The organism is Treponema sp. OMZ 838, assembly GCF_000775995.1.
Lineage (GTDB): Bacteria > Spirochaetota > Spirochaetia > Treponematales > Treponemataceae > Treponema.
This window is the reverse complement of record NZ_CP009227.1, coordinates 1,527,554-1,541,918: the sequence shown is the minus strand read 5'-3', so window position 1 is coordinate 1,541,918 and position 14,365 is coordinate 1,527,554. Positions and strand designations below refer to the sequence as shown.

10 protein-coding genes and 1 other RNA gene are annotated in these 14,365 nt (G+C 46.6%); 9 read left to right on the top strand and 2 right to left on the bottom strand.

Annotated elements, in window-relative coordinates; genetic code table 11:
* The first annotated feature begins 35 nt into the window (after nt 1–35).
* The 4 genes from lepB (at nt 36) to QI63_RS06880 (ending at nt 6,200) form a co-directional block, all read left to right on the top strand.
* Nucleotides 36–563 carry a signal peptidase I gene (gene lepB, locus QI63_RS06895; RefSeq protein ID WP_081984419.1) on the top strand — a complete coding sequence of 176 codons (528 nt, stop codon included), beginning with the start codon at nt 36–38 and terminating at the stop codon, nt 561–563.
* Nucleotides 554–2,431: a penicillin-binding protein gene (locus QI63_RS06890; protein WP_044015015.1), complete on the top strand. Its 1,878-nt coding sequence runs from the start codon at nt 554–556 to the stop codon at nt 2,429–2,431. Before lepB ends, QI63_RS06890 begins: the two co-directional genes overlap by 10 nt.
* Entirely contained in the window at nt 2,412–4,448 is a 2,037-nt protein-coding gene (locus tag QI63_RS06885; protein WP_235619648.1) for a motility associated factor glycosyltransferase family protein, read from the top strand. The genes QI63_RS06890 and QI63_RS06885 overlap by 20 nt, the downstream gene beginning before the upstream one ends.
* A gap of 708 nt (nt 4,449–5,156) precedes the next feature.
* Complete coding sequence (locus QI63_RS06880; RefSeq protein ID WP_044015013.1) at nt 5,157–6,200, top strand: hypothetical protein; 1,044 nt, start codon at nt 5,157–5,159, stop codon at nt 6,198–6,200.
* 66 nt (nt 6,201–6,266) lie between these two features.
* Here QI63_RS06880 and ssrA read toward each other — a convergent pair.
* Nucleotides 6,267–6,615, bottom strand: a transfer-messenger RNA (tmRNA) gene (ssrA, locus tag QI63_RS12660).
* A 91-nt stretch (nt 6,616–6,706) separates the two neighbouring features.
* Here ssrA and QI63_RS06875 point away from each other — a divergent pair.
* The 3 genes from QI63_RS06875 to trpS all read left to right on the top strand — a co-directional run bounded on the left by QI63_RS06875 (nt 6,707) and on the right by trpS (nt 9,723).
* Nucleotides 6,707–7,408, top strand: coding sequence for a Bax inhibitor-1/YccA family protein (locus QI63_RS06875; RefSeq protein ID WP_052185588.1), 702 nt, complete (start codon nt 6,707–6,709; stop codon nt 7,406–7,408).
* Nucleotides 7,409–7,804: 396 nt separating this feature from the next.
* Nucleotides 7,805–8,611 carry a hypothetical protein gene (locus QI63_RS06870; protein WP_044015011.1) on the top strand — a complete coding sequence of 269 codons (807 nt, stop codon included), beginning with the start codon at nt 7,805–7,807 and terminating at the stop codon, nt 8,609–8,611.
* 62 nt (nt 8,612–8,673) lie between these two features.
* The gene (gene trpS, locus QI63_RS06865) at nt 8,674–9,723 is read left to right on the top strand and encodes a tryptophan--tRNA ligase (RefSeq protein WP_044015009.1); all 1,050 of its coding nucleotides are present in this window, start codon (nt 8,674–8,676) and stop codon (nt 9,721–9,723) included.
* 125 nt (nt 9,724–9,848) lie between these two features.
* Here the strand turns inward: trpS and QI63_RS06860 are convergent, their stop codons facing one another.
* Nucleotides 9,849–11,930 carry a sodium-translocating pyrophosphatase gene (locus tag QI63_RS06860; protein ID WP_044017155.1) on the bottom strand — a complete coding sequence of 694 codons (2,082 nt, stop codon included), beginning with the start codon at nt 11,928–11,930 and terminating at the stop codon, nt 9,849–9,851.
* 214 nt (nt 11,931–12,144) lie between these two features.
* Between QI63_RS06860 and QI63_RS06855 the strand changes: the two genes are divergently transcribed.
* Together QI63_RS06855 and QI63_RS06850 are read left to right on the top strand one after the other, a co-directional pair.
* Nucleotides 12,145–13,194: an endonuclease/exonuclease/phosphatase family protein gene (locus QI63_RS06855; RefSeq protein ID WP_044015008.1), complete on the top strand. Its 1,050-nt coding sequence runs from the start codon at nt 12,145–12,147 to the stop codon at nt 13,192–13,194.
* A 22-nt stretch (nt 13,195–13,216) separates the two neighbouring features.
* Entirely contained in the window at nt 13,217–14,107 is an 891-nt protein-coding gene (locus QI63_RS06850; RefSeq protein WP_235619646.1) for a helix-turn-helix transcriptional regulator, read from the top strand.
* Nucleotides 14,108–14,365: the final 258 nt, after the last annotated feature.

Sequence of the window (14,365 nt, the reverse complement as noted above, 5' to 3'; positions counted from 1 at the left end):
TGGAAAAAATCTTGCTTTTTTGCTATCTTTAACCGGTGAAAAGAAAACTCCTGGGCTTCCTTGTGTTAATAGGCGGCCTGCTCTTTTTAAAAAGCTATGTTTTAGATATAAAGCGGATTTCGGGACATTCGATGGAACCCTCCCTTTCCGATGGGCAGTTTGTTGTTATATGGAAATTGGCGTATGGAATTCAGCTTCCTGCTGCGAACCGGTATCTTTGCCGCTGGGGAATGCCGCAAACCGGGGATACCGTCCTCTATCATATAGACGGGCGGTTCGTGGTAAAACGCTGCGTAAAAATAGAAAATACGGAGCTGCATTTTATTTCGGCTCCGCAAACATCGGCTGAAAGTTATGGTTCGCTTATATTAGACGATAATAGAACTGTTGCGCTTAACCGCGTCCAATTTAGAAATCTGGGAGGATTTTTACCGCAAGCCGAACAATATGTTCCTGCCGGTTTTATTTTAGCACTCGGCGATAATGCAATCCAATCCCGCGACTCCCGTGATTACGGATTTGTCTCGGTCGATAGTATCTGCGGTCGGTTACTATGGAACTAAATCATTTTATTTCTAAAAAACGCATTATCTTTTTTATCGGCTTATTGCTCCTCTTTACCGGCTTAATCGTTGCAAAATATGCGCAGGCGATGCTTGGGACGGAACCGGAAGTACGTACCGTTAAGAAGAGCCGCGAACGGGGGTCAATTTTAGATCGGAACGGAAAAATCTTAGCGGCAGCTACAACGCTGTATAACCTATCGGTAAATAAAACATTGATTGGGGATGTTAACCGTCTTGTCAATATCCTTTCCCCGATTCTCGAAATATCGGAATCCGAGCTGCTTGATAAAATTCAGGCTTCCAAGTCGAATTTTTTGTATTTAAAAAAGAAATTGAGTGAAAATGAAAAAGATATTTTAAAAGATGCAATACGGGAATATAATTTAAAAGGGATCAGACTTGAAGCGGTAGCAAACCGCATCTATCCTGAGAATGCACTTGCATCAACGCTGATCGGCTATCTTGGCGATGACGGTAAGGGATTGGCAGGTATTGAATACTCTATGCAAAATATCCTTTCCCCGCCTGAAGGTACTGCCGGTGCGGACAAAAACGGTTATACGGTTGCCTTAACAATCGATGCTTCCATTCAATATATGCTGCAACAGATAGCCGAACGGACAATGAAGAGCTCAAAGGCGGAGGCAGTCATTTTTTTGGCAGCAGATGCAAAGACAGGCGAAATTCTTGCGTATATAAACGAACCGTCGGTCGATTTAGCTCATTTTACATCCAGCAAAAAAGAAGACCGGTTTGACCGTCCCGCATATTTTATTTATGAGCCGGGATCCGTTTTTAAGATTTTTTCGATAGCATCTTTCTTAGAACTCGGCACGACGAAGGATTCGGATGTCTACACCTGCGATGCACAATTTGCGTTTAAACCGCGGCAACTCAGTGAAAAAAAAGACCAAAACGTGATCCGTTGTTTGCGGGTGCACGGCCAAGTAACACCGCGCGACATTATCAGATTTTCTTGTAACGACGGGATGGCGCAGATTGCCGATAAAACAGATGCCGCGGCTTTTGCCGAAAAGCTGCGGGCATTCGGGTTCGGGAAAAAGACCGGTCTTGAGCTGCCCGGAGAAGCTGCGGGCATTTTTGCGCCGGTATCGTCATGGTCAGCCCGTACCAAGCATACCATTGCGATAGGGCAGGAAATCGGTGTTACATCCCTGCAAATCGTACAAGCCGCAACAGCCTTTACCAATAAAGGTAAAACCTTAAAACTCAGTCTTTTATCCGAAATTCTGGATTCGGCAGGTAAGCCTGTCTACCGGCATAAACCGAAACCGCTTGAACAGGTTATTTCGGCACAAACGGCAAAGATGGTACTCGGTTATATGCAGACCGCCGCTGATGACGGCACCGGCTTTCGCGCTTCGATTAAAGGCGTACCGATTTCCGTTAAGACCGGTACGGCACAGATGGCGCAAGCGGATGGGCGCGGCTATAGTTCTACCGATTACCTCAGCAGCTGTATCGGTATTTTTCCCGTCGATGACCCGCAGATTATCCTGTATATGGCGGTTATCCGTCCTGTCGGAGAAACCTACGGTTCATTGGTCGCCGCGCCGGCTATTTCGGAAGCTGCAAATGTAATCATCGATTATCGCGGTATGGGGCGGGCAAATGCTCCGAATGTAACCCATACCGGCATTATTCAATCGCACCGCCAAACACCCGTAACCGTCGACGACACGATGCCCGATTTGATCGGCACCCCCAAGCGGCTGTTGCTCGATTTATTAGGCAGAACCGATATTACGGTTAAGCTGACCGGAGACGGCTATGTAACTGCCCAGAGTCCGGCAGCGGGAACGCCGGTTGTAAAAGGAATGATCATTGAACTCACCCTCGAATAACGGCGCAGCTTTTATCGGCGCAGCTTCTGTCGGCTCGGCTTCCACCGGAAACAACGTTACTTCCATCGGTGCCGGAACAGCTTCTGCCGGCGTACCCTTTACCATCGATACCGAAGTATTTCTCCAAAATTGTAATGACTTTACCGTTCGCTTTCCCGAACAGGCGGCAAGAATTGGGCTCAATCGACCGGAAACGGCTCTCCAGTGTTTACAAGCCGTACCGCCCGCATATCGATTAGTACAAGCAAAAGCAAAGGGTATGGAACATACGCCGACGCTGGCGGTAAACGGCAGCTTTGTGCATTCCAAATATAACCCTCAAGAAGAAGCCCGCCGTATCCTCGATTCCGAATTTTTTCAAACCGCAGAGGCGCAGAGCCGCTGTATTTTTACGGGGCTCGGCTTAGGCTATCTTGCGTCGCAGTATATCGAACGGTTTCCCGCTGCCGAAGCGGTGATCATCGAAGCGGATCGGGATATTTTTCTGTGCTGCTTGGCTGCCCGCCCGCTCGATTCCTTTTTTCGGCACCGGCGTTTAAGCCTTCTGATCGGAACACAACCGGAAGAAGCCGCCTCGTTTCTCGCTTCGACGGGGTGGAATAACAAGATACTGTTTAAAGCGCCCGTTTCCTCCGAAACGTATAAACCGTGGTACGGGACTTTTTTTACGCTGCTTGAGCGGAATAAAATGAAAAACAGCATCAATGCCAAAACGCTGGAACGCTTCGGTACACTGTGGTTAAAAAATACGGTAAAGAACCTCGATATGCTTTGTACGGCGGCAAAGATCGGTTGTTTTAAAAATGCTTTTCCCGATACGGCAGCCGTTGTCCTTGCCGGCGGGCCGAGTTTAACCGCTCATCTTGAGCAGATAAAAAAAAGCGGCAAAGATTTTCTGATTATTGCCGTGGATACGGCGCTGCGGGCATGTCTGCGGGCGGGCATTACACCGGATTTTATCCTCAGCTTTGACCCGCAGTATTGGAACTACCTGCATACCGCCGGATTGGACACAAGCAAGTCCATTTTAATCAGCGAGGCCGCGGTTTTTCCGGCGGTACTCCGGCAGCGTTACCGTGCAGTATTCCTCTCCGAATCTTCGGTACCCTTTGCCCGTTATCTTGAAAGCAAAGGCGAAAAGCAAAACGGCGATGAGGACTGTGTACTCGCCGCCGGAGGTTCGGTTGCAACGACTGCGTGGGATTTTGCGCGGTATATCGGCGCCAAGCCCGTTATCATGGCGGGGTTGGATTTAGCCTATCCCGGTAAGCAAACCCACTTTGCAGGCAGCACCTTTGAAGAAGCCGTCCATACCCGCTCTACCCGTGTTGCTTCCGCAGAGGAAGCGAATTTTAACAGCTTATATTCGGCATTTCCTTCGCTGCATAAGGATTATGCCGGAGGTACGGTGCTGACCGACCGCCGGATGCTGCTCTATGCGTGGTGGTTTGAAAGCACGCTTGCCAAATATCCGGAGGTTAAAACCTTCAATCTTATGCCGCACGGAGTGTTTATTCCCGGAATGCCTGCCTGTACTGCGGAATATTTTGCGGGCATGACCGGCGGACTCCCGCGCACCGCCATCGATGAACGGTTGGAAACCCTTGTAAAAAGCGTGTATTCCCAAGCATTCCTAGACGGCTGCGGTGCGCGGAAGCGGCAGCTAGCCGCTTCGGTCAAGGCAATGACCGAGAGTGCCGCCGGTCTCGCAGCCCAAGCCGAAAAAGCCGAGGCATTGTGCCGCCGCTTAGCGGAATACAACGAAGCAGGCACACCCCAAAACGCACATTCCGGTAACGGGAGCAGCGCCCGTGAGCAGGCTGCCTTAATTGCACAGCTCAATAAAATAGATGAGAAAATCAAGAACGGTTTTGCGAAAGATTTGGTTGCCGTGCTCTTTTTTCACGACGAAACCGGCAAAGATAGCGGACTGCCCCCCATCGCTGCAGCAGAAACGATATACAAAAGGATTCGCCGAATGGCGATGCAGGTGTACGAGATATTTAAAAACAAGTAGATAAGATAACCTGTTCAGAAACGGAAGTTTCCGAACAGGTTTAATATCTTAAAGAACAAAAAACTTCTAAACATTTTACAGCAGCCGCCGATAATAAAAACAGAAGGGGACATTAAACGGCGGTACCAACATCCAGACGCCGTTTCTTATACACCCGAAATAAGGACGGTTTGATGCTGTTGATCAGGCCGTCCTTTTCTTTTGAAAATATACGGCATATCTACTTCGTTGCTGCACACAAATTAATCCTCAACGTATCAAAGATACGCCTGCGGTTAATTTGTGCTCGCGCCTCGTATCTATACCGTCTATTTTCAAAAGTGCTGTTCGGGAATGTGCAAGGATGTACATTCCCGAACAATGGCATCCGTGCCGCTACTGAAAAATCCTCAACGTGTCATCTCCACCACGGATGGTGGTGGTTTTAGTCAGTAGCGTGTTTGCCCTGCAAACACGCAGGTAAAAAATATACAAGGATGTATATTTTTTACCGTGCCTGCGGTTAATTTGTGCTCGCGCCTCGTATCTATACCGTCTATTTGCAAAAGCGCTGTTCGGGAATGTGCAAGGATGTACATTCCCGAACAATGGCATCCGTGCCGCTACTGAAAAACCCTCAACGTGTCAGAACTGCCAAGGACGGCGGGGATTCCATGCAGAATCTGCGGGTGTTTCATACCTATAGCTTTTTTATTTACTGCCGATACTATGAAAGCTATGGTAGTATCTTTGCCGAAAAAAATCGCCCTACTTCTTTGTGCCGCCGTGTTTTATACCACCGGTGCCTTTGCCTATGATTCCGTCAATCCTGAAAGGAACACCGCCGTTCCACAGGGACAGATTGAATGGAAGCCGGTCTTTCCCCGTGCCCTTTTCCTCAATAAACCGGAGATCACCGTGATGGAAACAGGCGGTCTGGCAGGGCCTATTGAGTATCAGGATATCATAAAGAACAAAGAGCGGGCGGAGCACGGCTTGCAATCGGTATTGCTCAATAGCGATGTTTTTGCGCTGTATGGAAAACCGAATGCCCGCACGATGGGGATACTCGGTCAGTATTCGCTTGAAGAGATTGAGCCGATTATGAACGAATTCGTTAAACTCTACGATTCCGCAAACGGCAATCGGAATATTATCCCTGCATTTTATATCATTTACGGTACCTGCTGGCCTGCCGGCGAAATCGGTATACTTTCTACCGCTATTGTAGAGCAGTATATTGCGTTTGCCGCGGAGCGAGGCTGGTATGTGTTCCTCGACCATCAAATTGGCAAGTACTCTGTAGCCGAGGCAACAAAAAAGCTGCTTCCGTTCTTAAAATACCCGAATGTCCATCTCGCGCTTGATCCCGAATGGAGAACCACAAAACCGATGAAGGAAATCGGTTCCGTTACAGCGGAGGAGATCAACGAAGCGCAGCAAATTATCCAGAATTATATGATTGAGCACGGTATCGGCGGCAGACGTATGTTGGTTATTCATCAGTTTAATGCAAAAATGATTCAACAGCGGCACTTAGTAAAAAGCAATTACGAGCGGGTGCAGCTCATTCATTGTTCCGACGGTTTCGGCTCACCGAAGTTAAAAAAAGAAACGTATGCATATAACGCAGCCGCAAAAAATATTCCCTTAAAGTCGTTTAAGCTCTTCTTAAAACCGATGGTTGAGGGGGCCGGTTATGACGTTCCGATTATGAAACCGGAAGAAGTATTTTTACTTAACCCGCGCCCGTATTTAATTATGTATCAATAAATTGGTTGGAAAGAAAAAGAGTCTGTTTTGCCGTATATCCGCAACCGGATGGCTGCGGATAAGGAGTGTTGGAGATGGGGGGAATTGAACCCCCGTCCTAAAAAGAGACACAGGAGCGTCTACAGGTTTATCGGCGCGAGGTGATTGTCGGGATCCGGTGTCAGCGCCGAAAGCGTCGAATCCGTATTGCGGGAAGTGTCCTTTTTACCGTCCGCATCCGGTAAAAAGCAAGCTCCGAGTAGCGTCGGAACTCTACCTCGCTCGGAAGCAACACTCGGTAGGTTCCGCGATTACGCAGCTAATGCGTAGTCGGAACTGTCATTGTTGGCAGTTATAAAGTTTGCCGCTTTTTAGGAGTACGGCTCTCCACCTGCAACTCAAGCCTCTGCTTCCTAGTCGAAACCGGAACATCCCCAGGCTTAATCGCATCGAATATACGGATTTACCCGCCTCCTGTCAACACCCGATTGATTGACATATTAGATATTCATTTGTATATTAAGAACATGAACACATCACCTGACAACATTTCATTGCAGCAAGCAAATGAAAAAATCTCTCAGCGGTTTATCACCGCCGTATACGGATGGATGGTTGCAGCTTTAGCAATCAGCGGGATTGCAGCCTTTGCGGTATTCAATAGCAGAGCGCTTGCACGGTTTATCTTTGGAAGCAACTTTACCTTCATGGGATTAATCCTCGCAGAATTTGCACTGGTCATTATTCTGTCGGCAGGTATCAGAAAAATGAGCTTTCCGGTTGCAGCCGCTTCTTTTGTGGTCTACTCGATTGTTAACGGATTGACGCTTTCGGTGGTACTCTTTGTCTACACGCGTACTTCTGTTGTAAGTATTTTTGTCATAACAGCGCTGATGTTCGGTGCAATGAGTATTTACGGGGCAACGACAAAGAGCAATCTAAACTCGGCTGGTAAGTATTTGATGATGGCGCTTACCGGACTGATCATTGCATCAATCGTTAACTGGTTTATGAATTCTTCTTCGCTCAGTTGGCTGATTTCTTTTGTGGCTGTCGGTGTATTTACCGGACTAACCGCTTATGACACGCAAAAGATTACACAAGCTGCCCGCTATGCACAGGATAATGAAGATTTTAAGAAGGTTGCGATTATCGGCGCATTAGAGCTGTATCTTGACTTTATTAATATCTTCTTAGCCCTCCTCCGCTTATTCGGCAAAAGAAGATAAAGGCATCTCTAAAAATAGGGTTAGCTTTTAGGGGTTCCCATAACAATTGTTCGAAATGCGGCAACTGAACAAAATATACACTTTGCCGGTTGCTGCATCTCGATAGCGGAGTGCTATTTCCCTTCCATATATTATACATCCAACCAACCGTCAATATATCATAATCCTTTCCTTTTTCGATTTAACTATATATTTTCCAACGTCAATTTGCCAGAACTCATTATGAATAGACGGTTTACCTCAGATCGGTTAAAATATCTCCATCACTATCGAAAGGGGATATATTATATGCTAAAACAGAAAGCCGTTATCCGTTTCTTTTGTACACTTGTATTTGCTGTAATCTGCGGAGCACATGCTGCGGCGTAAGGGTATCAAACAATCGATGATCAAATAATGGATTTTTATAAAACGAAAGAATATCAAAAAGCGCCGGAATTATTGAAATCTTTTTTTAACGAACACCACCCGGACAGAGAAGCCTCGTGGTATTATCCGACGGTATTCTTTTTTTCAAAAATCTTTCCTACGGAACAATCCTTCAATCAGCTTATGACCATATATAGCAAAAGCGATAGCGAAGAACGGCGGTTTCTTATTCTGGTTGTCGGCCTCAAAGATAAGCAGCTTTTAAACAAACTGTATGAAAAAGAAAATGATGCTTATTTAAAAGGTTTTATCAAAGGTGTTATCGATGATAAAACCGAATATGATCCGCTGACAGCCGATATACGCAATGCAACGGAACTTGATATACTCTGGAGTATCTTTTTTGCAACAGGCGATTCCGCACCTATTCAGAAAATTGCCTCTGTGTTGGCATGGGAGGATATTTTTAAAGATAAAATTACGGCGTTTAAGGGCACTAAAGAACAAAAAGATGAGCTTATAAAACTTCTTTCAGATTTTGATATTAAATATAACAATGGAAAGCCGGATGCACTTATGGAGGATTGCGATATTTCCGTGTTGGATAAGTACCGGGAACATCCGGAGAGTTTTAAACAATTAATTAATATACTCGATATAACAGGTGAAGAATTATACCGAGCATCCATAAAGTATTCAGCCTTTTGGTCGCTCGCCGGTAATTTAAATCGGCATGCGCCGGTACGGACCGAATGTGCGCGGATTGCCGACGATAACGATGCGCCTGAACGAAATGTAATGCTGTTCATTTTGGTTAAGTCGATTATGTACTAACGCGTTGCTTCTTTTGCGGTTACCCTTGCACTGCTAAATATAAACATGGTACTATCGCTTTTATGGAAAGAAAACGAATTTTAACGGGTGATCGCCCTACAGGGAACCTTCATCTGGGGCATTATGTCGGCTCGATTAGGAACCGTGTGCGGCTTCAAGAAGAATTTGACTGCTTTTTTATTATTGCAGACTTGCATACACTGACAACCAAGCCCGAAAAACACTATATCGATGAACTTGCCGATAATGTACGGCAAATGGCGCTGGATTATTTGGCTTGCGGAATCGATCCTGAAAAATCGGTTATTTATCTGCAATCAGCGGTACCGGAAGTATGCGAATTGAACCTGTTCTTTTCCGACCTTGTTACCGTACCGCGGCTGCAGCGTATTCCTTCCATAAAGGATATGGCAAAGGCGGCGCATCTTTCCGAATTACCGCTTGGGCTTCTCGGCTATCCGGTGCTGCAAGCTGCCGATATTTTGCTGCCCCGTGCAAATCTGGTACCGGTCGGCAAGGACAACGAAAGCCATGTCGAATTGACGCGGGAAATCGCAAAGCGCTTTAACTATATGTACGGTGATGTATTTCCATTGCCGGAGGTTATGGTGAGCGACTGCGGCTCGCTCGTCGGTACGGACGGGCAAGCTAAGATGTCGAAGAGTTTGAATAATGCCATCTTCCTTTGCGATGATGAAAAAACAGTGATAAAAAAGGTACGCAGTATGTATACCGATCCCAACCGAACCAGCGCCGACATTCCGGGAACTGTAGAGGGGAATCCGGTGTTTATCTACCATGACGCCTTTAATCCGAACAAAGCGGAAATTGAAGATTTAAAAGAACGCTACCGGAAGGGAAAAGTCGGCGATGTCGAAGTAAAGGATAAACTTGCAGCCGCCATCAATACTTTCCTTGAACCTATTAGAGAACAGCGTGCGATGTATGCATCCAAACGAGGCTTCATCGACGAAATTATCTACAACGGTACGATGAAGATGCGGGCGGAAGCCGCACAAACCCTTAAAATTGTAAAAAAAGCGATGGGTGTTTCCAGTGTTTGGAATAAAATTTCCCGAAAAGCGGAAGAAGTACAGAAAAAAAACCGGTAACGAGAAGAAAGTTCAACAAATTATAAAAAAGCCGGTCTATGGACAACCATAAACCGGCTTTTTTTTGCCCTGCGGTTTACACCCATCGGAGCGTAGTACCGCAAGCGCTATACAGAGGACTTCTTTTATAAGCCCCAGAACGTTTTCAACATCGGTGCGATAACCAATGAGACCATCGACATCAGCTTTATCAAAATATTGATCGAAGGACCGGCGGTATCTTTGAAAGGATCGCCGACCGTATCACCGACAACGGCGGCCTTGTGCGCTTCGGAGCCTTTGCCTGCCCCGCTGCCCGATTCAATCATCTTCTTTGCGTTATCCCATGCGCCGCCGGAGTTTGCCATAAAGATGGCGAGTACAACGCCGGAGCCGGTAACGCCGGTTAATAACCCGATAAGCATCGCCGGGCCGCCGACAAAGCCGACTAAAATCGGTGTGATAATGGCGACAAGACCGGGGATAACCATTTCGCGGATAGCGGCCTGCGTACTGATGTCTACACAGCGCTTATAGTCCGGTTTTTCGGTGTTGTTCAAAATGCCGGGCTTGTTTTTAAACTGACTGCGCACTTCTTCTATCATCTTGTACGCGGCTTTACCGACTGCGGACATCGCCATAGCGGAGAAGAGGAACGGTACCGCAACGCCCAGCAGGATACCGGTCAGAACAGGGATATTCGTAATATCGACGATATCGACGCCGGTATGTTCTTTGAATGAAGTGAAAAGGATGATAGCGGTTAATGCTGCGGAACCGATAGCAAAACCCTTTCCGATTGCAGCGGTGGTGTTTCCGACGGCGTCGAGGCTGTCGGTAATTTCGCGTACTTCGCCCGGGAACTCAGCCATCTGAGCAAGACCGCCGGCGTTATCCGCGATGGGGCCGTAAGCATCGACGGCAAGTTGAATACCGAGCGTAACCAGCATACCGACTGCCGCAATACCGACACCGTAGAGACCTGCCAAGCTGAAACTGCCCCAGATTGCCGCTCCGATCAATACGATGGTCGGGAATGCACTGCGCATACCGACACCGAGACCGGTGATAATCGTTGTTGCGGCGCCTGTTTCGCATGAATTCATAATCGAAACAACCGGCTTTTTGCCTGTACCGGTATAGTATTCGGTTAAAAGTCCGATAAGAACGCCGGAGGCAAGACCGGTAATCGTTGCGCCGAAGATATGGTACATACCGGCGGTTCCGTTAAAGGTTTCTTCGCCGATAAAGAACTTCAATACGATAAATAAGAATACGGTTGCCAGAATTGCCGCGCCGAAAGTACCGGCGTTCAACGCTTTTTGAGGATCACTTCCCGGTTTTGCACGTACAAATATCGTTCCGACTAAGGATGCAACAATACCCAAAACCGCAATCAACAGCGGCAATACCATCAGCTTTAATTTAAGGGAATCGGAAGCGGCAACGGTTAAACCGAGAATCATTGCTCCAATCAGCGAACCGACAAAGGATTCAAAGAGGTCTGCGCCCATACCTGCGACGTCGCCGACGTTATCGCCGACGTTATCCGCAATAGTGGCAGGGTTGCGAGGGTCGTCTTCGGGGATGTTTTTTTCTACTTTACCGACCAAGTCTGCACCGACGTCCGCCGCTTTGGTAAAGATACCGCCGCCGACACGGGAGAAAAGCGCGACTGAGGAAGCGCCAAGCGAAAAGGCGGTTCCGAGCGGCAGCGTTATATCATAAAAAGTCTTGATATCCGTTCCGTAAGTCAGGGTTCCTATAAGCATTACAATAAAAAATCCGAATAGCGCAAGACCGACGACGCTCATACCCATGACGCTGCCGCCGGAGAATGCAACTTTTAACGCCGGGGTAAGACCGCCGTTTTTTGCCGCCTGCGCCGTGCGCGCATTTGCCGCGGTTGCAACCTTCATGCCGATGTAGCCTGCCAACAGGGATACCGCTGCGCCCAATACAAAAGTAAGCGCTTCCATTTTAAGCTCGCCTTTATTTCCGGCAGCCAAAAACAAAGCAACCGCTGCAATAAAAGGCACCAACGCCTTGTATTCGCGGTTCAAAAAAGCCATTGCTCCTTCCGAGATATAACCGCTGATACGCCGTAAATCATCGTTCTCTACCGGCTGCCGGTTAATCCAGCGCGTTTTTGCAAAGGCATACAGCAATGCTGCAATGCTTCCCGCAAGGACAAGTGCCAATACGGAATACACAAGATTAGTTATCATCATACTATTACTCCTCTCAATCCTTTTCCCTCTTTTATAAAATTTTTTTATAGAAGATTCTATTGCAATTCATAACCATTGCTTCTGTGATATGTCCAAAGTACTTTTTATTGGAACTGATTTTTGTATTTTAATACATGAAATATGTTTTTTCAAGCCTAATTTTATAGCCATTTTGCATCTCGTGCGCTATATAAGAACCGGAGGTTAAACCATGAAACTCAAACGATTGTTATTTCCATTCTTTGCCTGCCTTGCTGCAGGTGTTATCTTTCTGCAATGTACGCGGTGTACCCCGCTTACGGATACGCAGTTTAAGGAGCCTATTACGCTTGTTACGTATAACACGCAGACATTCTTTGACGCCGTAGAGGACGGTACCGAGTTTAAAGAATACAAGGGGAGCAAATCCCGATGGACCGATCAAAAATATCGGGCGCGTCTCGAACGGCTTAAAGGCACCATGTTTGCGGCAGGAGAAAAGCTGACCGGAAAAAAAGACCGGCTGCCCGATATTGCGGTTTTGCAAGAGGTTGAAAATGATCGCGTAATTGAAGACTTCTGTAAACAACTGCCGAGCGGGGAAAATTATCCTTATGCGGTGTGTCCGCCGCGTTCGGAGAAAGGCGCCTTTACTACCGTAATCTTGAGTAAGTATCCCGTTGAGCGCTATTTTGTACACCGGCTTTATACCGAGCAAAAGGGATCACTGCGCCCTCTGACGGAAGCGGTATTAAATACGGGAAGCAAAGATAAGCCGCAGTTATTAACCGTCTTTGCAGCACATTGGAAGTCAAAAACTGGCAGTTCTGACAGTGCGGCAGTCCGCGCTCAGCAAGAAGCTCAGTTGATAAAGAAAATTCAAGAACATAGAGAAAAGAATCCGCACATTCCATTTATTGTATGCGGAGATTTTAATCAGACCCTTGAAGAATTTAATCAGCTGAATGATTTTCCCGTGTGTTGGGATATAGAGGGTTATAGAGCCGAGTGCGAAGAAGGTACACAACCGGACGGCAGCTATTATTTTAAGAATTCGTGGGAGAAAATCGACCATATTTTCTACGAGAGCGGCGCGGACGGTTATGAGGATTTAGAGGCAGCCCCGGATGCCGGAGCGGCTTCTATCAAACCGCTGTTGTTTTTTGTGCTGTATGAACCGCCGATCGTTGCGGACGGTAAGCCGGTCAGGTACAATGTACTGACCGGAGAAGGATATTCCGACCATTTACCGCTCGGCTTCCGTTTTGAAATACACGATTAGAAAAGAGAAATAAGCTTGCGGATTGTCCGGGTACCGGTTATTTCCGGGTTGTCCGCAAGCAATTCATCCCGCGATATTGGTATTGATAAAAGCCATCGGTAAGGGCTTTACGGTTCCGGTTGTAACCGGTATGCTATATGAAATACCGATCGGCAAGAGGAATGCTTCTATGCGCACCAAACAACCTATAGAAGAAATACGTCATTTTGTTTATACCGGAAATCTCATAAAAAAGTCCCGGCTTGTAGCTATTATCATGTTCATTGTTACAACCGCCATCACTGTATTACAGTATCTTTCCGTTCTTCCGTCAGATAGGCTGATCAGATTATCCAATGTTTTATGTGCGGTAATTCTCGGTTATATCGTAATAAAACCCCGCTTCATCATCCTGTATACGTTTCCGTGTTTGATTGCAGGGTTGGTCAATATTTATCATGGCGGCAATTTGCTCGGACTTTCTTTATATCTGGCGGGATTACTGATTCTATTAAAAACGAATTTCTTTAAAACATATATTCGGTATAAAGTTAGTGTGTTAAGCGGCAGCTTTGCAGCCGTTTTAATTGCCCAGTGGTTTCGGTATGGCAACACCGCTTTTATGCTTTCGTTGCTGCATATTGGGCTTGGCTTTTTTATGGCAGCTGCTCTGTTTGTCCTGTTTGCAGATGATTTAAAACACTATTATACACGAAAAACTCCCATCCACGTGTCTTCGCTCCGGTTAACCGATCGGCAGCACCAATGCCTCTGTTTAGCGGCGGAAGGTTTGACATTCAGACAAATCGGCGACAAACTTTGTATTTCGGAATCGGTAATAAAAAAAGAAATGACCGAAATTTACAAAACGCTGAACGTTGCAAATTATCATGCCTTTCTCATTTTTATACAGCAGCATGAATTAATTCAATAAGGTCGTCAAGACAAACAGGTCAGACTGTTTTTTAAACAACCCCGAAAAAAGAGAACCGAAAGTTCTTTTTTTAGAACTCCGGTTCTTTGCAGAATTTTCGCTTGACGGCAAAAACAGACTCCATTACGCTTAAGGTGTAAAGTAACGGAAAGGCCGGTCAACATATCTTTTGAACGGCAGGTATCGTGGACATTTATACGGCTCGACTTTTCGGCGGATAAACTGCATGATATTGCAGCGTGTTCTATGCTGAGTAAG